Below are 21,507 nucleotides of genomic sequence, written 5' to 3'. Positions count from 1 at the left end.
GGATACGCCACCTCACCGGAGGATCCACCATGACGTATCGCAGCAAAGTCGCCGTTGTCTATCTGCTGGGCTTTTTTCTTGATTTAATCAATATGTTTATTGCCAGCGTCGCCTTACCGGCAATGGCCCAAGCCTTTAACACCACGCCTTCAGCCCTTGCCTGGGTCAGTAACGGGTACATTGCCGGCCTGACGCTGGCGATCCCGTTCAGCAGCATGCTCACGCGCCGCATCGGGCCAAAGCGCGTCATCCTGCTCTCGCTTTTTCTGTTCAGCGCAGCATCCGCTGCGGCGGGCCTGTCAGCAACGCTTGAAAGCCTGATCGCCTGGCGAGCGATCCAGGGCGTGGGTGGAGGCTTACTGATCCCCGTCGGACAGGCGCTGACCTGGCAACAGTTTAAGCCTCACGAGCGCGCCAGACTCTCCTCGGCGGTGATGCTGGTCGCGTTGCTTGCCCCGGCCTGCTCCCCTGCTATCGGAGGACTGCTGGTGCAGACGCTCAGCTGGCGATGGATATTTTTCGCCACGCTACCGGTCGCTATCGTGACCTTTGTTATGGCCTGCCTGTGGCTTAAACACGAAATGCCCGCGATAAAAGCGGCCAGACTGCTAAACCTGCCGTTGCTCGCGGACCCGCTTTTGCGTTTTTCGATGCTTGTTTATTTATGCGTTCCCGGCGTATTTATTGGGGTGAACGTCACGGGCATGTTTTATCTTCAGCACGTGGCGAACATGAGCCCAGCCGCAACGGGGATGCTCATGCTGCCGTGGTCCGTAGCATCGTTTATCGCCATCACGGCAACGGGACGCTATTTTAACCGCATCGGCCCCCGACCGCCGATCGTCATCGGCTGCCTGCTGCAGGCGACGGGTATTCTGCTTTTGATTAACGTTAGTTCGGCTACGCTGCTACCTGTCGTCGCGTTTACCCTGATGGGCGCGGGAGGAAGCCTGTGCAGCAGTACGGCTCAGAGCAGCGCGTTTCTGACGACGCGCCGGGAAGAGATGCCGGACGCCAGCGCCCTGTGGAATCTCAATCGCCAGCTGAGCTTTTTTGCCGGTGCCCTGCTGCTGGCGCAGGCGCTGAACCTGGCGCAGGCCTGGCTGCCACCGCTCGCCGCCTGGCACGCGATGTTTTTTTTGGCCGCAGGTATCACCTTGCTGCCTGTACCGTACGTTTTTCGTCTTAACAATACGCAGGTGCTTACCCAGCTGCGACAGGAGAATTCATGACGCCTTTCGAACACGACATTATCGACCTCCACATTGCGCTTGAAGACTGGTTAGGCAAAGGCGAAGGCGATGCCGACGCCCTGCTCACCCGATTCCATCCGGATTTCCTGATGATCCCGCCTGGCGGTGTGCAGATCGACTATAGTGGTCTTGTCAGTTTTCTGGAAAAACAGCGCGGAAGCCGTACCGGACTGAAGATCGTCATTGACGAATTATCCACGATCCAGCGCTGGGATCGTGGCGCGGTGCTTCACTACCGCGAGACGCAAACCCGGCCAGATCTGCCCGTTAACGTGCGCTGGTCAACCGCGGTGCTCAATCAGGAAGGCGACAAAATAACGTGGCGTCTGCTGCACGAGACGGCGGCACAGCCGTAACACAAAAGAAAAAGGCCCGTCTCACGACGGGCCTTTTTTGACGAAAGGTTGCTTATTCGCGGAACAGCGCTTCGATATTCAGACCTTGCCCCTGCAGGATTTCACGCAGGCGGCGCAGACCTTCAACCTGAATCTGACGAACACGTTCACGGGTCAGGCCAATTTCGCGGCCGACGTCTTCCAGTGTTGCAGCTTCATACCCCAGTAAACCGAAACGACGTGCCAGCACTTCACGCTGTTTGGCGTTCAGTTCGAACAGCCATTTGACGATGCTCTGTTTCATGTCATCATCCTGCGTGGTGTCTTCCGGGCCGTTGTCTTTTTCATCGGCCAGGATGTCCAGCAGCGCTTTTTCGGAGTCGCCACCCAGCGGGGTGTCAACAGAGGTAATGCGCTCGTTGAGACGCAGCATACGGCTAACGTCATCAACCGGTTTATCGAGTTGCTCGGCAATCTCTTCTGCGCTTGGCTCGTGGTCCAGTTTATGGGACAACTCGCGCGCGGTACGCAGATAAACGTTCAACTCTTTGACGATGTGAATCGGCAGGCGGATCGTACGGGTCTGGTTCATAATAGCCCGTTCGATGGTCTGACGAATCCACCAGGTCGCGTAGGTTGAGAAACGGAACCCGCGTTCCGGGTCAAACTTCTCAACTGCGCGGATGAGACCTAAGTTGCCCTCTTCAATCAGATCCAGCAGAGCCAGACCACGATTGCCGTAACGGCGGGCAATTTTCACGACCAGTCGCAGGTTACTTTCAATCATGCGACGACGCGAGGCGACATCACCACGCAAAGCACGACGTGCGAAATAGACTTCTTCTTCGGCCGTTAGCAGTGGGGAGTAACCAATCTCCCCAAGGTAAAGCTGAGTCGCGTCCAGTACACGCTGTGTGGCGCCCTGCGATAACAGCTCTTCTTCAGCCAAATCGTTATCACTGGGTTCCTCTTCTACTAAGGCTTTTTCGTCAAAAGCCTCTACTCCGTTCTCATCAAATTCCGCGTCTTCATTTAAATCATGAACTTTCAGCGTATTCTGACTCATAAGGTGGCTCCTACCCGTGATCCCTAAACGAGACACCCTGGCTGGCATGCCCCGTCAAATTATCGCTGCGGCAAGTACTGCAGCGGGTTTACGGATTTCCCCTTGTAACGAATTTCAAAATGCAAGCGTGTAGAACTGGTTCCGGTGCTACCCATGGTAGCGATTTTTTGCCCCGCCTTAACTTCTTGTTGTTCCCGGACCAGCATTGTGTCGTTATGGGCGTAGGCACTCAGGTAATCATCGTTATGTTTGATGATAATAAGATTACCGTAACCGCGCAGAGCGTTACCGGCATACACAACGCGTCCGTCTGCGGTCGCGATGATAGCCTGTCCTTTACTCCCTGCGATATCGATCCCTTTATTTCCCCCTTCGGAGGAAGAGAAGTTCTCGATAACCTTGCCGTCAGTTGGCCAGCGCCATGCAGAGATTGGCGAACTGGAGGTCATACTGCTGGCAGTCGGTTCAGTAGAGCTAACCACAGGTGCCGTCACCGGTGCTGTGACAACAGTCGCAGTCCCTTTATTATTCGGCAACATTTTGTTAGCAGTCTGATCACCTGAATCCTCAGAATACGTAATTACAGGTTGTGAAGCAACCACCGTGGTGGATTTTTGTGCAGGCTTAACGCTGTTATTTTGAGCCGTCACATCGGCCGCTGAAACGGTGTTGCCAGGCGTGAGCGGCGTACCCGTCGCGTTGCCCACCTGGAGCGTTTGCCCGACTTCCAGACCATATGGGGCCTGGACGTTATTGCGCTGCGCGAGATCACGGAAATCGTTCCCGGTGATCCACGCAATGTAGAACAACGTGTCGCCACGCTTCACGGTATAGGTGCTGCCGCCAGTGTAACTGCCTTTCGGAATGTTCCCATACTGGCGGTTATAGACTATGCGGCCATTCTGGGTCTGGACAGGCTGTTCGACTGGCTGAACCTGCATTGGCTGTGTAACAGGATGTTGCACAGGCTGAATTTGTGGTGTTTGCTGCGGTGCAGCCGTCCCCATTTTAGGCGGCGGCGTGATTAACATTCCGCTGGACGTGTTACCGGAGCCGCTGTTTCCGCCGACGGAACTGACGGGCGCAGGCGCGTTGTTAGAACTTGTACAGCCTGCCAGCCAGAGCGAAACCAGTGATAATGCCGCAACACGGCTGATGGTGAATTTAGGGCTTCCCGCGCTCATTTATCCCCCAGGAATGTGTTAACTACCAGTGACTTAAAATTTACCGTGAAGGCACGAATCTTTCGCGCCACACCATACGCTGAATTTGCCTTAATAACCCTGGATAATTCCGAGTCTCAGGCCAACTCCCCCTTCACCAGAGGCACAAAGCGCACGGCTTCCACGGTGTCGATAATATACTCGCCGCCGCGCCGACGAACGCGCTTCAACAGCTGCTGCTCGTCCCCGACGGGCAAAACCAGAATGCCCCCCTCATCCAGCTGCGACAACAGGGCTGAAGGAATTTCAGGCGGGGCCGCCGTCACGATGATCGCATCAAACGGGGCGCGCGCCTTCCAACCCTGCCATCCATCACCGTGTCGTGTCGAAACATTATGTAAATCAAGTTGTTTCAGGCGACGACGCGCCTGCCACTGTAAACCTTTAATCCGCTCAACGGAGCATACATGATGAACCAGATGCGCCAGGATCGCGGTCTGATACCCCGATCCGGTACCAATCTCCAGCACGCGGGAGTCGGGCGTCAGCTCCAGCAGCTCCGTCATGCGCGCCACCATGTAAGGCTGCGAAATCGTCTGACCCTGCCCGATGGGCAGCGCTACGTTTTCCCACGCTTTGTGTTCAAACGCCTCGTCTACAAATTTCTCACGCGGAACCTGAGCAAGCGCTTCAAGCACGTGCTCGTCGCGGATCCCCTGCGCGCGGAGTTGTTCCAGAAGAGTTTGTACACGTTTGTTTACCATTGCGCGTTCACTCCTGCGCGTTCCAGCCAGCCCGACACCACATCATGCGCGCTATACGCGGTTAAATCTACGTGCAGCGGGGTAACCGAAACATAGCCTTCATCCACGGCGGCGAAGTCGGTATCCGGGCCCGCGTCGCACTTATCGCCGGGAGGACCAATCCAGTAAAGCGTGTTGCCGCGGGGATCCTGCTGGGGGATCACCTGATCGGCCGGATGGCGGCTCCCGCAACGCGTGACGCGAATGCCTTTAATTTCATCAAGAGGAAGATCCGGCACGTTGATGTTGAGGATGCGCCCGGTACGCAACGGCTCGCGGCCGAGCGCCCGCAGGATCGAACAGGTCACCGCGGCAGCAGTGTCGTAGTGCGTGTGGCCGTTTAACGAGACCGCCAGCGCCGGGAACCCCAGATGGCGCCCTTCCATTGCGGCGGCCACGGTACCGGAGTAAATCACGTCATCGCCGAGGTTAGGACCGGCGTTAATGCCGGAGACGACGATATCCGGACGCGGCCGCATCAGCGCGTTCACGCCCAGAAAAACGCAGTCGGTTGGTGTGCCCATCTGCACGGCAATATCGCCATTTTCAAAGGTAAAGGTGCGAAGCGACGACTCCAGCGTCAGAGAGTTAGACGCTCCACTGCGGTTACGATCGGGCGCCACGACCTGCACGTCCGCGAATTCGCGGAGGTGTTTCGCCAGGGTCTGAATACCCGGCGCGTGGATCCCGTCATCGTTACTCAGCAATATTCGCATAATCACCCGAGGTGTTGATAAGTTCCCTGACAACACTGGTGGCAAAGCTACCTGCCGGTAGCCAGAAGCGTAACTCGACGGTTACGTCATCCCACCAGTTCCAGCTTAACTGCTGCGGATAGAGCAGCATCGCGCGACGTGCCGCCTCGACTTTTTCCCGCACCAGCAAGGATTGCAATTCTGACCCATCCGCTACGGCGAACTGCTCGGCAGCCAGCGCGTCGCCCTGCGTTCCCCAGTCGCCCGTACCCGGCAACGCGGCGGTAATCATCAGCGCTTTTGCGTCCACGCGCGACTGCACATCGGCCATTTCTTCGGCCGTTGCCACAAACCAGCTTCCGCGTCCCGCTAATTGTAGCGCATCGCCAACAACAACTTGATTCGCGTCCGTTTTTTTCAGCCTTTCGCTCACAATCTGATTAAACAACGCGCTGCGGGCCGCCGACAACCAAAAACTGCGTTTATTCCTGTCGCGCACCGGGGCGTCGCTTTGCGCCCAGCGCAGCGCGCCCTGCAGGTTGCTGCCGCCAATGCCAAAGCGCTGCGCGCCAAAGTAGTTCGGCACACCGCGGTCACTGATGGCGTTCAGACGTTTTTCAACGTCTTCGCAGTCGGTCACTTCACGCAGCACCAGCGTAAAGTCGTTTCCCTTCAGCGCCCCCAGACGCAGTTTGCGCTTGTGGCGGGCGAATTCCAGTACCTTACAGCCCTCAAGCTCAAATTTGCTTAAATCAGGCATCGTATTGCCGGGAACGCGCGCGCAGAGCCACTGTTCAGTGACGGCGTGTTTATCTTTCTGTCCGGCAAAGCTCACTTCGCGGGCATGAATTTTGAGAAATTTTGCCAGCGCGTCGGCCACAAAGCGGGTATTGCAGCCATTTTTCAGAATACGTACCAGGATATGTTCGCCTTCGCCATCCGGCTCAAAGCCCAGATCCTCCACCACGAGGAAGTCTTCAGGGCTAGCTTTCAGCACTCCGCTCCCCTGCGGTTTACCGTGCAGGTAGGTCAGGTTGTCGAAGTCCGTCATTTGCTCGCCTTCACCAGCATCGCCACGGCTTCACAGGCAATTCCTTCGCCGCGCCCGGTAAAGCCCAGCTTCTCGGTCGTCGTCGCTTTGACGTTCACGTCATCCATATGGCAGCCCAGATCCTCTGCAATAAACACGCGCATCTGCGGAATATGCGGCAGCATTTTCGGGGCCTGAGCAATAATCGTCACGTCGACGTTGCCTAGGGTGTAGCCTTTCGCCTGAATGCGGCGCCACGCTTCGCGCAGCAGTTCGCGGCTGTCCGCGCCTTTAAATGTCGGGTCGGTGTCCGGGAACAGCTTGCCGATATCACCCAGCGCGGCCGCGCCCAGCAGCGCGTCGGTCAGCGCATGCAGCGCCACGTCGCCATCAGAATGCGCGAGCAGCCCTTTTTCATAGGGAATGCGCACGCCGCCAATGATAATTGGGCCTTCTCCGCCAAAGGCGTGTACATCAAAACCGTGTCCAATTCGCATTATACCTTCTCCTGATGGGTCGAACGGGTAAGATAAAATTCCGCAAGCTGTAAATCTTCCGGACGCGTCACTTTTATATTATCAGCGCGTCCTTCAACAAGCTCAGGGTGGAAACCGCAATACTCCAGCGCGGAGGCTTCGTCCGTGATGGTCGCACCTTCTTTAAGCGCTCGCGTTAAGCAGTCATGGAGTAATTCGCGGGGGAAAAATTGTGGCGTCAGCGCGTGCCATAAATCGACGCGATCGACTGTGTGGGCGATAGCCTGTTTGCCCGGCTCGGCGCGCTTCATGGTGTCGCGCACCGGCGCGGCCAGAATCCCACCGACCTTGCTTGTTTCGCTCAGCGCCAGCAGGCGCGCAAGATCGTCCTGATGCAGACACGGACGCGCCGCGTCATGCACCAGCACCCACGGCGCGTTTCCGGCGGCCTGAATGCCCGCCAGCACGGAATGGGCGCGCTCGGCGCCGCCGTCAACGACGGTAATGTTTGGATGATTTGCCAGCGGCAGCTGCGCGAAGCGCGCATCGCCAGGGCTGATAGCGATAATCACACGCGTCACCCGCGGGTGCGCCAGCAGCGCCGCCACGGCGTGCTCAAGGATCGTTTTATCGCCAATAGAGAGGTACTGCTTGGGACATTCTGTCTGCATGCGCCGGCCAAAACCTGCGGCCGGCACCACGGCGCATACGTCCGAAAAAGTTACTGCCATGTCGTAATCCTGGGCCTGATTATCGATTGTTTTGTGCTGAGCCCTGATTGCGTTTAGACGCATCCGGAACCAGACGATAAAAGGTTTCGCCCGGCTTAGTCATACTGAGTTCATTGCGTGCGCGTTCCTCAATCGCCTCTTGCCCGCCATTGAGGTCATCAATTTCAGCGAAGAGTTGATCGTTTCGCGCCTTAAGTTTGGCGTTTGTTGCCTGCTGAGCCGCGACGTCATCGCTTACCCGGCTATAGTCGTGCAGTCCGTTCTTACCGAACCACAGCGAATATTGCAGCCAGATTAGCAAAGCCAGCAACAGCAGCGTTAGTTTACCCATCCTGCCCCCTGAAAAACGACATCATCATCCCAAGACTTCCCCAGAGCACTACGCCGGGGTAACAGAGATGCCGCAACATCGCGGGCAAATGTACCACATTTTTTCCGCAGAATCGTCCTGCACAATATCGTTACACAGTTGGTTACGGTTTGAATTATGGCTGAAGTTAGCCCATGAGCCACAAAAATAACAGACCAAACATCAGAACCACCGTCACAATCGTGACCACGGTGCTGTAGAGGAGCTTACCGTTCAGCAGCGAGTGCAGCGCAATGCCGACGACAACCGCCACGGGCATCAGCGCCAGAAAGAAAGGCCAGGTGTAGAGAAAGAAGAACAGCGTGTTGCCGCCGTAGATGAGAAACGGAATGCCAAGCGCCAACAGCCATGAGACGAAGCCAATGATGGCCCCAGGAAATGACCAGGTCGTTTCGTCGTCGGTCGCTAGCGGCTCCGACCCGGTGGTGGTGATGTAATGTTCACTGTTGCGCATAGCTAATCCTGTGACCGTGACTCATCGTTCGGGAAGACAGCTCCCGAACGATACCGCCTCAGGATCTGATAATATCGTCCCGTCTGAGCAGGTCTAATAATTGGCTTACTAAATTTGTTACCAATTGTTGACCTTCAAGGTGAATCTCAGGCGATTCAGGCGCTTCGTAGACCGCGTCAATTCCGGTGAAGTTGCGCAGTTCTCCGGCACGCGCTTTCTTGTAAAGCCCTTTCGGGTCGCGCGCTTCGCAAATCTCCAGCGGCGTATCGACAAACACCTCGATAAAGCGATCCTGGCCCACGCGTTCGCGCACCATCTGGCGCTCGGCGCGGTGCGGAGAGATAAACGCGGTCAGCACCACCAGCCCGGCGTCAGCCATCAGGCTGGAGACTTCGCCCACCCGGCGGATGTTCTCTTTGCGGTCGTCGTCGCTAAACCCTAAATCGCTGCACAGGCCGTGACGCACGTTGTCACCGTCCAGCAGGTACGTGCTTACGCCCTGCTGATGCAACGCCTCTTCCAGCGCGCCTGCCACCGTCGATTTACCCGAGCCGGACAGCCCGGTAAACCACAGCACAACCCCACGGTGACCGTGGAGCTGTTCGCGCTGGGCGACGGTGACCGGATGAGGATGCCAGACGACGTTCTCATCATGGGCGGCCATTACTTGCCTCCCAGCAGATCGCGTGCGCCCCAGTGCGGGAAGTGTTTACGCACCAGCGCGTTCAGTTCCAGCTCGAAGGCGCTGAATTCAGACGTCGCGGCAGCCTGTTTAATCGGTTCGCGAACCATACCGGCCCCGACGGTAACGTTGGTCAGCCTGTCGATAAAGATCAGCCCTCCCGTTACCGGATTCTGCTGATACGGATCCAGCACCAGCGGTTCGTCGAAAGTCAGATCGACCAGACCGATGCCGTTCAGCGGCAGCTCGGTGACGTCACGCTGGGTCAGGTTGTTAATATCCACCTGGAACTGAATACCGTCCACGCGGGCGCGGGTTTTCTTGCCGGCAATTTTGATGTCATAGCTTTGGCCTGCGGTCAGCGGCTGTTCGGCCATCCACACCACGTCCACGGAAGCCCCTTGCACCGCCGCCAGCGTTTCCTGCGCGTCGACCAGCAGGTCGCCCCGGCTGATATCAATTTCGTCTTTCAGCACCAGCGTTACGGCTTCACCGGCGCCCGCTTCCTGCAGGTCACCGTCGAAGGTGACGATACGGGCGATAGTCGATTCCACGCCGGATGGCAGCACCTTGACGCGCTGACCTACCTTCACGGAACCTGACGCGAGGGTGCCCGAGAAACCGCGGAAATCGAGGTTTGGACGGTTCACGTACTGCACCGGGAAGCGCATCGGCTGGGTGTCGACCACGCGCTGAATTTCAACGGTTTCCAGCACTTCCAGCAGCGTCGGGCCGCTATACCAAGGCATGTTCGCGCTCTGGGAGGCGACGTTATCCCCTTCCAGCGCCGAGAGCGGCACAAAGCGGATATCCAGGTTGCCCGGCAGCTGTTCGGCAAAGGTCAGGTAGCTCTGGCGGATCTCCTCGAACTTCTCTTCGCTGAAGTTGACCAGATCCATCTTGTTGACCGCCACCACCAGGTGTTTGATCCCCAGCAGCGTGGAGATAAAGCTGTGACGACGGGTCTGATCCAGCACGCCTTTACGCGCGTCCATCAGCAGGATCGCCAGATCGCAGGTGGACGCGCCGGTCGCCATGTTGCGGGTGTATTGCTCGTGCCCCGGGGTGTCGGCGATAATAAATTTGCGCTTCTCGGTAGAGAAATAGCGGTAGGCCACGTCGATGGTGATGCCCTGCTCGCGCTCCGCCTGCAGGCCGTCCACCAGCAGGGCCAGATCGAGTTTTTCACCCTGGGTGCCGTGACGTTTACTGTCGTTATGCAGGGAAGAGAGCTGATCTTCATAAATCTGGCGCGTATCGTGCAGCAGGCGGCCAATCAGGGTACTTTTCCCGTCATCCACGCTGCCGCAGGTCAGAAAACGCAGCAGGCTTTTGTGTTGTTGCGCGTGCAGATACGCTTCCACGCCGCCTTCGTTGGCAATTTGTTGAGCAATAGTGGTATTCATGGCGGCTCCTTAGAAATAACCCTGACGTTTCTTCAGCTCCATGGAGCCTGCCTGGTCGCGGTCAATCACGCGCCCCTGTCGCTCGCTGGTGGTGGACACCAGCATCTCTTCGATGATCTCCGGCAGCGTCTGCGCGCTAGATTCCACCGCCCCGGTCAGCGGCCAGCAGCCGAGAGTACGGAAGCGCACCATCTGTTTTTTGATCACTTCGCCCGGCTGCAGGTCGATGCGATCGTCGTCGATCATCATCAGCATGCCGTCGCGCTCCAGCACCGGGCGCTCGGCGGCCAGATACAGCGGAACGATCTCGATGTTTTCCAGATAGATGTACTGCCAGATGTCCAGCTCGGTCCAGTTGGAGAGCGGGAAGACGCGAATGCTTTCGCCTTTGTTAATCTGACCGTTGTAGTTGTGCCACAGCTCCGGACGCTGGTTTTTTGGGTCCCAGCGGTGGAAGCGGTCGCGGAAGGAGTAGATACGCTCTTTGGCGCGGGATTTCTCTTCGTCACGGCGCGCGCCGCCGAAGGCCGCGTCAAAACCGTATTTGTTCAGCGCCTGCTTCAGCCCTTCGGTTTTCATAATATCGGTGTGCTTGGCGCTACCGTGCACGAACGGGTTAATGCCCATCGCCACCCCTTCCGGGTTTTTATGCACCAGCAGCTCGCAGCCGTAGGCTTTGGCGGTACGGTCGCGGAACTCGTACATTTCGCGGAATTTCCAGCCTGTATCCACGTGCAGAAGCGGGAACGGCAGCGTGCCCGGATAAAACGCTTTACGCGCCAGGTGCAGCATGACGCTGGAATCTTTACCGATGGAGTACATCATCACCGGGTTAGAAAACTCGGCTGCCACTTCGCGGATGATATGGATACTCTCCGCTTCGAGCTGCCGCAGGTGTGTAAGACGTTTTTGGTCCATAACCGTTCCTTAAGCCAAATTTACAACAGAAGAACCAAAGCCTTCTGTATCGGTTGTGTGTTGGAACCAGGCGAGCGTGCTGTGCAGCTGCACCACTTCTCCCACCACAATCAGGGCGGGCATCGGGGCGTCTTTCGCCAGGGTTGCAAGATGTTCCAGCGTGCCCGTCGCAACGTGCTGATCGACGCGCGTGCCGCGAGAAATGACGGCAACGGGCGTCGTCGCCTCGCGACCGTGCTGAATAAGCTGTTCGCTGATGTCCGCCGCCTTCATCGTGCCCATGTAGATCGCCAGCGTCTGGCGGCTCTGGGCGAGATGCGACCAGTCGAACGGCGTGCTGTCGGCCTTGTAGTGGCCGGTCACAAAGGTGACGCTCTGGGCGTAATCGCGGTGGGTCAGCGGGATACCGGCGTAGGCCGTAACCGCAGAGGCCGCCGTGATGCCGGGCACCACCTGGAACGGTACGCCCGCTTCGGCTGCCGCCTGAAGCTCTTCGCCGCCGCGACCGAAAATGAACGGATCGCCCCCTTTCAGGCGCACCACGGTTTTACCCGCTTTGGCGGCGTCAACCAGCATCTGGTTGGTGTCGTGCTGCGGCACCGAGTGCTCGCCAGCCCGTTTGCCGACGCAGATTTGCTCCGCGTCCCGACGGATCAGCTCGCGCACGCCGTCGGTGACCAGATGGTCGTAGAACACCACGTCGGCGTCCTGCAGCACCTGCAGGCCGCGCAGCGTCAGAAGTCCGGCATCGCCCGGCCCTGCCCCCACCAGAATGATCTCCCCGCCCGTGCTGCCGGGGTTATCCAGTTCGTCCTCGAGGATTTTCTGCGCTGCCGTCTCATTACCGGCATGCATCAGGCTGGCAAAGCGGCCGCGAAACACGCGTTCCCAGAAACGACGGCGTTCCGTCACGCTGGTCAGGCGCGTTTTCAGGTGGTTGCGCCAGTAGCTGGCTTTTTCCGCCATGCGCCCGAGGCTGGTCGGCAGCAGCGCTTCGATTTTTTCACGCAGCACGCGCGCCAGCACCGGTGCGGTACCGCCGGAGGAGATCGCCACCAGCAGCGGAGAACGGTCAACGATCGACGGGAAGATAAACGAGCATAACGGCTGGTCGTCCACCACGTTCACCAGGCGGTAACGGGCCTGCGCGGCGTCGGAAATCCGCCGGTTCAGGTCGCGATCTTCGGTCGCCGCAATCACCAGCACTACGGTATCGATTTGTGATTCGTCAAAATCCGCTTCTGCCACTACCCGCACCTGCGCCCCTGCGCGCTGTAGAAACGCGATTTTGCGATCGGCAATTTCACCCGTGCCAACAACCAGCACCGGCTTCTCTTTTATCGCGGCAAATAAGGGCAGATAGTCCACAAGCAACAACTCACTAACAACGAGGAATAAAGGGACTATAGGGGGCGGCTTAGACCGAATGAAATTACGAATTGGAATGAGTAGTTACTCAATGGAATAACGCCGTGAAAAAGCTAATACCAAAAAGTGCTTAACACGCGAAATTTCGGGCATTTAAGAGCAATTCAAATTGTGTATGGGCGATCACAGTTTCATACTAGGCGGGTTAATATTTTGCTCTGTTTTTAAGGACTCACTATGTTTTCCGCAACGCGCCACCGTATTGCTGCCCTGGCGCTCGGCGTTTGCTTTATTCTTCCTGCCCAGGCAAAAAACCAACCTTATGGTGAAATCGCCACTATGCAGGCGCGGCATATTGCCACCGTCTTTCCTGGCCGCATGACCGGCTCGCCTGCAGAGATGCTCTCTGCGGACTATCTTCGCCAGCAGTTTGCCGGGATGGGCTACCAGAGCGATATCCGGTCGTTTCACAGCCGCTACGTCTATACCTCACGAAATAAAACGAAAAACTGGCATAACGTGACCGGCAGTACGGTTATCGCGGCGCATGAAGGTCGCGCGGCTGAACAGATTATTATTATGGCGCACCTTGATACCTACGCCCCGATGAGCGATGCCGATACGGATAACAACCTCGGCGGGCTGACGCTGCAGGGCATGGACGACAACGCGGCGGGCCTGGGCGTGATGCTCGAACTGGCCGAGCGGATGAAAGATATTCCAACCCAGTATGGCATTCGTTTCGTGGCCACCAGCGGTGAAGAAGAGGGCAAACTCGGGGCTGAGAATCTCCTTAAACGCATGAGCGCTGAGGAGAAGAAAAATACGCTGCTGGTGATCAACCTCGATAACCTGATCGTCGGCGACAAGCTTTATTTCAACAGCGGGCAGAGTACGCCGGGACCCGTGCGGAAACTAACGCGCGACCGGGCGCTGGCGATAGCCCGCAGCCATGGCGTTTTTGCCACGACCAATCCGGGCGGGAATCCTGCTTTCCCACGCGGAACAGGCTGCTGCAACGACGGGGAAGTCTTCGACAAGGCGGGCATTCCGGTGCTGTACGTGGAAGCGACAAACTGGGCACTGGGCAAGAAAGATGGCTATCAGCAGCGCGCTAAATCGAAAGCCTTCCCGGACGGGACAAGCTGGCACAACGTGATGCTGGATAATCAGCAGCACATTGATAGCGCGCTGCCGCAGCGGATTGAGCACCGCAGTCGTGATGTGGTGAAGGTCATGCTGCCGCTGGTGAAGGAGCTGGCGAAGGCGGGGAAAGCCTGAGGTCGTTAAGCATAGCGCGGCCTGATGCCCTCACCCAAACCCTCTCCCACAGGGAGAGGGAGGATAAAGGATCACCCTTCGTGCAGCCCGCACTCGCGCTTCAGCCCAAAGAATCGCGTCTCTTCTTCCGCCATTCCCGGTTCCCATTTGCGCGTGGTGTGGGTATCGCCCACTGACAGATAGCCCTGGTCCCACAGCGGATGGTATTTCAGCCCGTGCTTTTGCAGATACTGATACACCGTCCGGTTATCCCAGTCGATAATCGGCAGCACTTTAAATACCCCGCGCTGGACCGCCAGCACCGGTAAGGTTGCACGGCTGCCGGACTGCTCGCGGCGCAGCCCCGCAAACCACGTCTGCGCATTGAGTTCTTTCAGCGCCCGGTTCATCGGCTCGACTTTGTTGATCTCATTGTATTTCTCAATGCCCTCAACGCCCTGCTCCCACAGCTTACCGTAGCGCGCCTCCTGCCAGGCCGCGCTTTCCGTCGCGCGGTACACTTTGAGGTTCAGCTTGAGCTTGTCCGTCAGCTCGTCAATAAACTGGTAGGTTTCCGGGAACAGGTAGCCGGTATCGGTGAGGATCACCGGAATGTCCGGGCTGATCTGATTCACCAGATGCAGGCTGACCGCCGCCTGAATACCAAAGCTCGACGACAGCACATAGTCTCCCGGCAGGTTTTCCAGCGCCCACGCCACGCGCCCTTCGGCGTCCAGCTTTTCAAGGTGGGCATTGGTTTCTGCCAGGGCCAGAATGCGTTCGACTTTCGGCAGATCGTTAAGGGCGTTTAGATCGAGTACGGACATAATTACCTCTCGTGGTTACTCCCAGAAATCCCTTGCGGGATCGAGCACCGGGCGAATGATGCCCGCACGCACCGTAAAGTCGCCGAAGCCTTCACCCGCTTCGCGCTCTTTCGCCCAGCGCCTGACAAGCTCGTCGATGGAATCAAGGATTTCCGGCTCGGTAATGTTCTCGCGGAACATACGCGGAATGCGCGTGCCGATACGGTTACCGCCCAGGTGCAGGTTGTAACGACCCGGCGCTTTCCCCACCAGACCCAGCTCGGCCAGCATCGCACGACCGCAGCCGTTCGGACAGCCGGTGACGCGCATAACAATATGCTCGTCCGGAATGCCGTGTTTTTCCAGAATCGCTTCCACTTTGTCGGTAAATGACGGCAGGAAACGTTCCGCTTCGGCCATCGCCAGCGGGCAGGTCGGGAACGATACGCAGGCCATCGAGTTTTCACGCTGCGGCTTAACCGCATCCATTAACCCGTGATCGCGCGCCAGCTTCTCGATCTTCGCCTTCTGGCCTTCCGGCACGCCGGCAATGATGAGGTTCTGGTTAGCGGTAATGCGGAATTCGCCTTTATGGATCTTAGCAATTTCCAGCAGACCGGTTTTCAGCGGACGGCCCGGATAATCCAGAATACGACCGTTTTCGATAAACAGCGTCAGGTGCCATTTATTATCGATACCTTTCACCCAGCCAATGCGATCGCCGCGACCGGTGAATTCGTAAGGGCGGATCGGCTCAAACTTGATGCCCGCACGACGCTCCACTTCCGCTTTGAACGTCTCCACGCCCACGCGCTCCAGGGTGTATTTGGTTTTCGCGTTTTTACGGTCGGTACGGTTACCCCAGTCGCGCTGCGTGGTCACTACCGCTTCCGCCACGGCCAGCGTGTGCTCCAGCGGCAGGAAGCCGAACTCGCTCGCGGTGCGGGCGTAGGTTTTCTTATTACCGTGCTCAATAGACAGGCCGCCGCCCACCAGCAGGTTAAAGCCAATCAGCTTGCCGTTTTCGGCAATCGCCACGAAGTTCATGTCGTTGGCGTGCAGGTCGATATCGTTCTGCGGTGGGATCACGACCGTAGTTTTGAACTTACGCGGAAGATAGGTCTGGCCGAGGATCGGTTCTTCATCCGTGGTGGCGACTTTTTCCTGATCGAGCCAAATCTCCGCATAGGCGCGGGTGCGCGGCAGCAGATGCTCAGAGATCTTCTTCGCCCACTCATAGGCTTCGGCGTGCAGCTCAGACTCATACGGGTTCGAGGTGCAAAGCACGTTACGGTTCATGTCGTTAGCGGTCGCCAGCGCGTCCAGCCCGACCGAGTGCAGCATCTGATGCACCGGCTTCACGTTCTTCTTCAGAATGCCGTGGAACTGGAAGGTCTGACGGTTGGTCAGGCGGATGCTGCCGTAGATCGTGTTTTCACCGGCAAACTTGTCGATGGCCTGCCACTGTTTGGTGGTGATCACCCCGCCCGGCAGACGGCAGCGCAGCAGCATCGCATGGCGCGGCTCCAGCTTCTGTTCGGCACGCTCGGCGCGGATGTCGCGATCGTCCTGCTGGTACATGCCGTGGAAGCGGATCAGCAGGAAGTTGTCGCCTTTGAAACCGCCGGTGAGACCGTCATTCAGATCTTCAGCAATGGTGCCGCGCAGATAGTTGCTTTCCAGCTTCATGCGCTCGGCGTCTGTCAGTTTACCTTCGACCACCAGTGGCCCTGGATGTTTTTCGCTCATTAGTAGACATCTCGCTGATAACGGCGCTCAACGCGCAGCTCACTTAAAAATTCATCCGCCGTTTCGGCATCCATACCGCCGAATTCGGCAATCACTTCCAGCAAAGTCTGCTCAACGTCTTTCGCCATGCGATTGGCGTCGCCGCAGACATAAATGTGGGCACCGTCATTGATCCAGCGCCACAGCTCTGCGCCCTGTTCGCGCAGTTTGTCTTGTACGTATACTTTTTCTTTCTGGTCGCGGGACCAGGCCAGATCGATGCGGGTCAGTACGCCTTCTTTTACATAGCGCTGCCACTCAACCTGGTAGAGGAAATCTTCGGTAAAGTGCGGGTTGCCGAAGAACAGCCAGTTTTTACCCGGCGCTTCATCTGCCGCGCGCTGCTGCATGAAGGCGCGGAACGGCGCAATGCCGGTGCCTGGGCCAATCATGATGACCGGGGTTTCCGGATTCGCCGGCAGGCGGAAGTTGTCGTTGTGCTCGATAAAGACGCGCACTTCGCCCTCTTCTTCCACGCGATCCGCCAGGAAACTTGATGCCCCACCCGCACGGGCGCGCCCTTCGATGTCGTAGCGCACCACCCCGACGGTAACATGCACTTCGCTCTCCACTTCGGCCTGCGAAGAGGCGATGGAGTACAGGCGCGGCGTCAGCGGACGCAGCAGGCCGATCAGCGCATCGGCATCCAGCTGAGCCGGAGAGAAACGGACCATATCGACAATTGGCGTCGTCGCGGCGTAATGCTGCAGCTTCGCTTTGTCGCCCACCAGCGGCAGCAGGGATTCGCTGCGCGTTAAGGTGGCATAATTTTCGACGATATTCGGGGTATTCACCGTCAGTTCGAAATGCCACTGCAGCGCCTCTGAAAGCGGCTGGGTTTTGCCGTCAACGGTGACGGGCTCGTCGCCCTTCAGCCACAGCAGCTCAACCAGCTCTTTCACCAGAGCCGGATCGTTCTGATACCAGATACCCAGCGCGTCGCCCGGCTGATAGCGCAGGCCAGAGTCGCCGAGATCGATCTCGATATGGCGCACGTCTTTTTCCGAGTCGCGGCCGGTGATTTTCTGATTCACCGACAGGCTCGCCGTCAGCGGCGCCTCTTTGGTGTAAGGGCTGGTGTGGATGTCGTTAACGGCACCCGTCGCGGTGAACGCGGCCTGCGCCGACGTCTCTTTCGGCACGCGCGCTTTCAGCACATCAACGATGCGCGCACGCCATTCGGCGGCGGCGGTCTGGTATTCAACATCTGCGTCAACGCGGTCCAGCAGGCGCTCCGCGCCCAGCTCCGCCAGCCTGCTGTCGAAGTCTTTACCGGACTGGCAGAAGAATTCATACGAGGTATCGCCCAGGCCAAATACGGCAAACGCCGTGCCGTCCAGCTTCGGCGCTTTTTTCGAGAACAGGAACTTGTGCAGCGCCACCGCTTCTTCAGCGGGTTCACCTTCGCCCTGGGTAGAGGCGACCACCACCAGCAGTTTTTCTGACGCGATTTGCTTGAATTTATAATCCCCGGCGTTGACCAGGTTCACGTTCAGTTTGGCGGCCAGCAGGTCGTCACGCAGCGCTTCGGCCACGCGGCGGGCGTTGCCCGTCTGCGAGGCGGAAATCAGGGTAATGGCCGGAATTTCAACGGCCGTTACCGGTACACCCGCCACAGCGCCAGGCTGCTGATTGAGCATTCCCCAGAAATAACCGGAGACCCAGGCAAGCTGAGTGGGAGAAAAATCAGAGGTGGCAGCCTGAAGGCGCGCCAGTTGCTCCGGGTTCAGGGGAAGCAAATTTGAAGGTGGGGCCTGTGTTGTCATGCGTCGTTATGTTCCAGTAGCCAAGCGGACTTTAAGCGAATAAATCCAAACTGAAGATAAGGTTAACGGCGAGGATAATAACAATTAAAGAAGGGATGGAAATAATAAATAACCAAATGGACTAACCTGTTTTAGTTGTCATACTTAGCGATAAAAGCGATTAATTAACCCACTGAAAATTATCGATAAAAACATCAAAAAACGCCCGTTAACGAGACGCCAGGCTTCAGAGCCGTTTTAGTTAATGCTAAAAATTGTGCTTTCCGGTACTATGCGGCGGTTTTTTCCGCATTACTGAGAGCGATCATGTCCACCACACTGTTTAAAGATTTCACCTTCGAAGCCGCCCACCACCTTCCGCATGTCCCTGAAGGGCATAAATGCGGCCGTCTGCACGGGCATTCGTTCATGGTGCGTCTTGAGATCACCGGTGAAGTTGATCCGCATACCGGCTGGATCATGGATTTTGCCGAGCTGAAGGCGGCGTTTAAGCCGACCTACGATCGTCTGGATCATTACTACCTGAATGATATTCCGGGCCTTGAAAACCCGACCAGCGAAGTGCTGGCGAAATGGATTTGGGATCAGATGAAGCCGCTGGTGCCACTGCTGAGCGCGGTGATGATCAAAGAGACCTGCACCGCCGGCTGCATCTATCGCGGAGAGTGATCCTCTTCATCACGCCCGTTTAGCGGCATGAACTCATAGAGCACGAGCGCGTTACTTTCCAGTGATTCTGTCATTTGCCAGCCGTCATTAAGCCGTTCATCGCGTAAGGAAAGCGTTGGACGCGCTTTGTGCGCAATCCAGCGCCACATCTCTTCATCAGGCCCGCTGTCGCTGCGTACCCCTTCCAGCAGCGGGTAGAGCGCACCATTGTGCCGATCGAAAAGATGGCGCCTGATGCGCCACTCGCCGCACATCCCCTGTAGCTGCAGATGATATTGCTGTTGAAAACGTTGGATGAAAGCCTCCTCGCTGGAGAGCAGCGGATTGAACACCACCACGTTACGCAGCAGCAGCTGATAGCCCCCCTGATGGCGGAGCAGCAGCACGCTCTTGTCGTTGATGAGCACTTCTCCCCGCAGGCGTTGCCACAGCCAGAGCACCCAGTAGATGGGCCGCGGAAGGCCGTGATTATACTGAAGCGCAAGGCTCGATGTATCGAGGGTGTTGTTCGCCCTGGCTTCCCCCTGCAAACCGGAATTCAGCCAGAATCCCGCCAGCCAGACCTGTTCTGAAAGCCCGAGTAAATTTTGCATAAGCAGCGCGCCGCGAAAAAACCAGCCGTTGGTTGCTCGCGTATTCCCGGTAAGGGTATTCCACGAGAGTAACCATACCGGCAGCGTGCGCTGCCGCTGGCGAAGGGCGGCGAGTATTTGGCGGATCTTTAGCACGGGATAGTTTTCAGCCGAGGAGAGATGTGCAGGATCCAGCCGCGCCAGATCGAGCAGCTCGTTGGCATCCGCCTGACAGGCGAGGAAATCGGCCTGGTCCAGAATGCCAGAATGGAACAGCGCGTCGTCGCCGAGTTCAGTACCCACGGGAGAGAAGCGATGCCACACCCCAAACTTTGCCTGTGGAAGGTAGGTCCCGACCGTCGCCCGCTGAGCCTGCCAGACGTGCTCCTGGGTTTCCGCGCTTGCCTGAGGAGACCAGTGCATCACGACGTGCCAGCCTGCGGTAATATCGGGTAAAAATCGGTTAACCGACAGCTGCAAAAAGCGCTTCAGAAGATCGCATCGGGTGGTGACCCCCGTATGCAGCAGGATCGTCCAGCCTTTTTTTGCTACCCAGGTAAACAGCTGCTGCAAATTGTACCAGCAGGCGTAACCCGCCATATGGGGATCGTCCCATCCCGTGGCGAACAGACGGCTGCTGAGAAAAGGTTCAGCGATATCAATCCCCTCAATTGGGATCGCCTCGTGAAGCGCCTCCAGATGCTGGCGAACATCCTCCCGCAGTAAATCGTCGAGCTCGCGCAGGGTGACGACCAGCCGCGCGCGGCGCAGCGCGGACGAGAGCGGATAAAGCTGCTGCAGATCAACTATTCGCTCCTGACGCGGAGAGTGGGTTAGCGGAGCGGGTTCCCAGCCGCGGTTCTCAGCGCCTCTAAGCAGGCTAAACAGCCTATCCACCGCGACGGGAAAGCGCTGCTCGCCCGTACCTGCCCGCTGCGGAGACGCATCGGAGCGATGCCGCCTGGCCTTACGAAACTCGCCCGGAGACATATTGTGATAGCGCCGGAACCGATCGGTCATCATGCGCGTGCTGGCAAACCCGTGCTCCAGCGCAATCTGATGCAAAGGACGGCTGGTGAGGCGCAGGGCGTCAGCCGCTTTTTCCAGCCGCAGGGCGGTGATGTACTGCATAAAACTGACACCCATCTCTTTTCGAAAGAGGCGGGAGAGCCACGCTTCGGAGACGAACTCACTCGCTGCAATTTCGGCCAGCGTAATGCGCCGGGTATAGCTGGCGTTGATCCGTTCCAGCACGCGGGCAATGCGCTTGCTGACGTCGGCGTGCTGGTCCCGGGGTTTCTGGCGGGCAGGCTGCTGAAAGCGGCCAATCAGCAGCAGCAGGATCTCGCTCAGCCAGCGATTTGCCTCCAGCCTGAAGCGGTGCGGATCGTTCACCAGCGTCACCACCAGAAGCTGACGCAGCAGGTGCCGAAGTTCGTCACACTGCGGCCAGTTTCCACCGGACTCTGTCGGAACCGCGTAGTCATGGGCAAAAAAGTCATTGTACAGCTTGATTACCCACCGCCCGGAGAGAACGACACGAAGCGTCACGTTCGCGCTCTGGCTACTGAAGCGCCAGCGCTGATAGCGGTTTATCACCGCAAGACCGTTATTTGACACCGTCTCGCGTCCTGCGGCGGTTTGCAGTTCGGCTTGCCCTTCCAGAACCCACAGTATCGTCAGCGAATCACCTTCATCCTGCGTGAGCAGGCGAATGTCTTCAACGACTACCGCAAACTCGTTCCCATGCTGCTCCATTCGGCTCCCCCGCATGGACAAAAAATGATGCGCCATTTTTTGTCATAACTGAATCGTATGAAAAACAATCAGAAAAAAGGCGTCGCTTTACAACAAAAAAGGGCATTTTCCGGCAATGCGATCGACATAAACTCGAAA

21 protein-coding genes are annotated in these 21,507 nt (G+C 57.6%); 4 read left to right on the top strand and 17 right to left on the bottom strand.

Annotated features, from left to right (window positions below; genetic code table 11):
- Positions 1 to 29: 29 nt before the first annotated feature.
- Positions 30 to 1,232 carry an MFS transporter gene (locus LA04_RS01800; RefSeq protein ID WP_047650270.1) on the top strand — a complete coding sequence of 401 codons (1,203 nt, stop codon included), beginning with the start codon at positions 30 to 32 and terminating at the stop codon, positions 1,230 to 1,232.
- Complete coding sequence (locus tag LA04_RS01795) at positions 1,229 to 1,609, top strand: DUF4440 domain-containing protein (RefSeq protein WP_047650269.1); 381 nt, start codon at positions 1,229 to 1,231, stop codon at positions 1,607 to 1,609. The genes LA04_RS01800 and LA04_RS01795 overlap by 4 nt, the downstream gene beginning before the upstream one ends.
- Positions 1,610 to 1,661: 52 nt before the next feature.
- Here the strand turns inward: LA04_RS01795 and rpoS are convergent, their stop codons facing one another.
- The 13 genes from rpoS to cysG form a co-directional block, all read right to left on the bottom strand.
- Complete coding sequence (gene rpoS / locus LA04_RS01790; RefSeq protein ID WP_008499600.1) at positions 1,662 to 2,654, bottom strand: RNA polymerase sigma factor RpoS; 993 nt, start codon at positions 2,652 to 2,654, stop codon at positions 1,662 to 1,664.
- Between the two features lie 59 nt (positions 2,655 to 2,713).
- Positions 2,714 to 3,838: a murein hydrolase activator NlpD gene (nlpD, locus tag LA04_RS01785; RefSeq protein ID WP_045286502.1), complete on the bottom strand. Its 1,125-nt coding sequence runs from the start codon at positions 3,836 to 3,838 to the stop codon at positions 2,714 to 2,716.
- Between the two features lie 116 nt (positions 3,839 to 3,954).
- Positions 3,955 to 4,581 carry a protein-L-isoaspartate(D-aspartate) O-methyltransferase gene (locus tag LA04_RS01780; RefSeq protein WP_047650268.1) on the bottom strand — a complete coding sequence of 209 codons (627 nt, stop codon included), beginning with the start codon at positions 4,579 to 4,581 and terminating at the stop codon, positions 3,955 to 3,957.
- Positions 4,575 to 5,336: a 5'/3'-nucleotidase SurE gene (surE, locus tag LA04_RS01775; protein WP_029741539.1), complete on the bottom strand. Its 762-nt coding sequence runs from the start codon at positions 5,334 to 5,336 to the stop codon at positions 4,575 to 4,577. The genes LA04_RS01780 and surE overlap by 7 nt, the downstream gene beginning before the upstream one ends.
- Positions 5,317 to 6,366 carry a tRNA pseudouridine(13) synthase TruD gene (truD, locus tag LA04_RS01770; RefSeq protein ID WP_047650267.1) on the bottom strand — a complete coding sequence of 350 codons (1,050 nt, stop codon included), beginning with the start codon at positions 6,364 to 6,366 and terminating at the stop codon, positions 5,317 to 5,319. The genes surE and truD overlap by 20 nt, the downstream gene beginning before the upstream one ends.
- The gene (gene ispF / locus LA04_RS01765) at positions 6,363 to 6,842 is read right to left on the bottom strand and encodes a 2-C-methyl-D-erythritol 2,4-cyclodiphosphate synthase (RefSeq protein WP_047650266.1); all 480 of its coding nucleotides are present in this window, start codon (positions 6,840 to 6,842) and stop codon (positions 6,363 to 6,365) included. The genes truD and ispF overlap by 4 nt, the downstream gene beginning before the upstream one ends.
- A complete protein-coding gene (gene ispD, locus LA04_RS01760) occupies positions 6,842 to 7,552 on the bottom strand; it encodes a 2-C-methyl-D-erythritol 4-phosphate cytidylyltransferase (protein WP_047650265.1) in 711 nt (236 codons plus the stop codon). The genes ispF and ispD overlap by 1 nt, the downstream gene beginning before the upstream one ends.
- A gap of 19 nt (positions 7,553 to 7,571) precedes the next feature.
- Complete coding sequence (ftsB, locus tag LA04_RS01755) at positions 7,572 to 7,883, bottom strand: cell division protein FtsB (RefSeq protein ID WP_008499609.1); 312 nt, start codon at positions 7,881 to 7,883, stop codon at positions 7,572 to 7,574.
- Positions 7,884 to 8,049: 166 nt separating this feature from the next.
- A complete protein-coding gene (locus LA04_RS01750; protein ID WP_008499610.1) occupies positions 8,050 to 8,376 on the bottom strand; it encodes a DUF3561 family protein in 327 nt (108 codons plus the stop codon).
- A 58-nt stretch (positions 8,377 to 8,434) separates the two neighbouring features.
- Positions 8,435 to 9,040 carry an adenylyl-sulfate kinase gene (gene cysC, locus LA04_RS01745; protein WP_047650264.1) on the bottom strand — a complete coding sequence of 202 codons (606 nt, stop codon included), beginning with the start codon at positions 9,038 to 9,040 and terminating at the stop codon, positions 8,435 to 8,437.
- Positions 9,040 to 10,464 carry a sulfate adenylyltransferase subunit CysN gene (gene cysN / locus LA04_RS01740; RefSeq protein WP_023308996.1) on the bottom strand — a complete coding sequence of 475 codons (1,425 nt, stop codon included), beginning with the start codon at positions 10,462 to 10,464 and terminating at the stop codon, positions 9,040 to 9,042. The genes cysC and cysN overlap by 1 nt, the downstream gene beginning before the upstream one ends.
- Positions 10,465 to 10,473: 9 nt before the next feature.
- Positions 10,474 to 11,382 carry a sulfate adenylyltransferase subunit CysD gene (cysD, locus tag LA04_RS01735; protein WP_006811770.1) on the bottom strand — a complete coding sequence of 303 codons (909 nt, stop codon included), beginning with the start codon at positions 11,380 to 11,382 and terminating at the stop codon, positions 10,474 to 10,476.
- A 9-nt stretch (positions 11,383 to 11,391) separates the two neighbouring features.
- Positions 11,392 to 12,750 (bottom strand): siroheme synthase CysG, encoded by a 1,359-nt coding sequence (gene cysG / locus LA04_RS01730; protein ID WP_047650263.1) that lies wholly within the window; start codon positions 12,748 to 12,750, stop codon positions 11,392 to 11,394.
- Positions 12,751 to 12,987: 237 nt separating this feature from the next.
- Here cysG and LA04_RS01725 point away from each other — a divergent pair, with 237 nt between their 5' ends.
- A complete protein-coding gene (locus tag LA04_RS01725; protein ID WP_047650262.1) occupies positions 12,988 to 14,031 on the top strand; it encodes an aminopeptidase in 1,044 nt (347 codons plus the stop codon).
- Between the two features lie 71 nt (positions 14,032 to 14,102).
- Here LA04_RS01725 and cysH read toward each other — a convergent pair whose 3' ends face one another.
- From cysH to cysJ, 3 genes are read right to left on the bottom strand one after another with little or no spacing between them, the layout of a single operon-like run.
- On the bottom strand, positions 14,103 to 14,837 hold the full coding sequence (gene cysH / locus LA04_RS01720) for a phosphoadenosine phosphosulfate reductase (protein WP_047650261.1): 735 nt from the start codon (positions 14,835 to 14,837) through the stop codon (positions 14,103 to 14,105).
- A gap of 15 nt (positions 14,838 to 14,852) precedes the next feature.
- On the bottom strand, positions 14,853 to 16,565 hold the full coding sequence (gene cysI / locus LA04_RS01715; RefSeq protein ID WP_047650260.1) for an assimilatory sulfite reductase (NADPH) hemoprotein subunit: 1,713 nt from the start codon (positions 16,563 to 16,565) through the stop codon (positions 14,853 to 14,855).
- Positions 16,565 to 18,370 carry an NADPH-dependent assimilatory sulfite reductase flavoprotein subunit gene (gene cysJ, locus LA04_RS01710; RefSeq protein ID WP_047650259.1) on the bottom strand — a complete coding sequence of 602 codons (1,806 nt, stop codon included), beginning with the start codon at positions 18,368 to 18,370 and terminating at the stop codon, positions 16,565 to 16,567. Before cysJ ends, cysI begins: the two co-directional genes overlap by 1 nt.
- 306 nt (positions 18,371 to 18,676) lie before the next feature.
- Between cysJ and queD the strand changes: the two genes are divergently transcribed.
- Positions 18,677 to 19,039, top strand: coding sequence for a 6-carboxytetrahydropterin synthase QueD (gene queD / locus LA04_RS01705; RefSeq protein WP_023309002.1), 363 nt, complete (start codon positions 18,677 to 18,679; stop codon positions 19,037 to 19,039).
- On the opposite strand, the gene LA04_RS01700 is transcribed toward queD, so the two are convergent.
- The gene (locus LA04_RS01700; protein ID WP_047650258.1) at positions 19,024 to 21,369 is read right to left on the bottom strand and encodes a helix-turn-helix transcriptional regulator; all 2,346 of its coding nucleotides are present in this window, start codon (positions 21,367 to 21,369) and stop codon (positions 19,024 to 19,026) included. The two genes, queD and LA04_RS01700, sit on opposite strands and share 16 nt — an antisense overlap.
- Positions 21,370 to 21,507 lie beyond the last annotated feature (138 nt).

The sequence above is a fragment of the Enterobacter sp. UCD-UG_FMILLET genome, from assembly GCF_000762975.1.
GTDB classification, from domain to species: Bacteria; Pseudomonadota; Gammaproteobacteria; order Enterobacterales; family Enterobacteriaceae; genus Enterobacter; species Enterobacter dykesii.
The sequence above is the reverse complement of the archived record's forward strand: the minus strand, read 5'-3'. Positions and strand labels throughout refer to the sequence as shown.

What these genes read in the sequence shown, in the direction of transcription:
- cysD (WP_006811770.1), bottom strand. Translation starts at nt 11,382, where the DNA reads ATGGACCAAAAACGTCTTACACACCTGCGGCAGCTCGAAGCGGAGAGT.
- ftsB (WP_008499609.1), bottom strand. Translation starts at nt 7,883, where the DNA reads ATGGGTAAACTAACGCTGCTGTTGCTGGCTTTGCTAATCTGGCTGCAA.
- ispD (WP_047650265.1), bottom strand. Translation starts at nt 7,552, where the DNA reads ATGGCAGTAACTTTTTCGGACGTATGCGCCGTGGTGCCGGCCGCAGGT.
- truD (WP_047650267.1), bottom strand. Translation starts at nt 6,366, where the DNA reads ATGACGGACTTCGACAACCTGACCTACCTGCACGGTAAACCGCAGGGG.
- queD (WP_023309002.1), top strand. Translation starts at nt 18,677, where the DNA reads ATGTCCACCACACTGTTTAAAGATTTCACCTTCGAAGCCGCCCACCAC.
- cysI (WP_047650260.1), bottom strand. Translation starts at nt 16,565, where the DNA reads ATGAGCGAAAAACATCCAGGGCCACTGGTGGTCGAAGGTAAACTGACA.
- LA04_RS01800 (WP_047650270.1), top strand. Translation starts at nt 30, where the DNA reads ATGACGTATCGCAGCAAAGTCGCCGTTGTCTATCTGCTGGGCTTTTTT.
- cysN (WP_023308996.1), bottom strand. Translation starts at nt 10,464, where the DNA reads ATGAATACCACTATTGCTCAACAAATTGCCAACGAAGGCGGCGTGGAA.
- rpoS (WP_008499600.1), bottom strand. Translation starts at nt 2,654, where the DNA reads ATGAGTCAGAATACGCTGAAAGTTCATGATTTAAATGAAGACGCGGAA.
- LA04_RS01700 (WP_047650258.1), bottom strand. Translation starts at nt 21,369, where the DNA reads ATGGAGCAGCATGGGAACGAGTTTGCGGTAGTCGTTGAAGACATTCGC.
- cysH (WP_047650261.1), bottom strand. Translation starts at nt 14,837, where the DNA reads ATGTCCGTACTCGATCTAAACGCCCTTAACGATCTGCCGAAAGTCGAA.
- LA04_RS01725 (WP_047650262.1), top strand. Translation starts at nt 12,988, where the DNA reads ATGTTTTCCGCAACGCGCCACCGTATTGCTGCCCTGGCGCTCGGCGTT.
- surE (WP_029741539.1), bottom strand. Translation starts at nt 5,336, where the DNA reads ATGCGAATATTGCTGAGTAACGATGACGGGATCCACGCGCCGGGTATT.
- LA04_RS01750 (WP_008499610.1), bottom strand. Translation starts at nt 8,376, where the DNA reads ATGCGCAACAGTGAACATTACATCACCACCACCGGGTCGGAGCCGCTA.
- cysJ (WP_047650259.1), bottom strand. Translation starts at nt 18,370, where the DNA reads ATGACAACACAGGCCCCACCTTCAAATTTGCTTCCCCTGAACCCGGAG.
- LA04_RS01795 (WP_047650269.1), top strand. Translation starts at nt 1,229, where the DNA reads ATGACGCCTTTCGAACACGACATTATCGACCTCCACATTGCGCTTGAA.
- LA04_RS01780 (WP_047650268.1), bottom strand. Translation starts at nt 4,581, where the DNA reads ATGGTAAACAAACGTGTACAAACTCTTCTGGAACAACTCCGCGCGCAG.
- nlpD (WP_045286502.1), bottom strand. Translation starts at nt 3,838, where the DNA reads ATGAGCGCGGGAAGCCCTAAATTCACCATCAGCCGTGTTGCGGCATTA.
- cysC (WP_047650264.1), bottom strand. Translation starts at nt 9,040, where the DNA reads ATGGCCGCCCATGATGAGAACGTCGTCTGGCATCCTCATCCGGTCACC.
- ispF (WP_047650266.1), bottom strand. Translation starts at nt 6,842, where the DNA reads ATGCGAATTGGACACGGTTTTGATGTACACGCCTTTGGCGGAGAAGGC.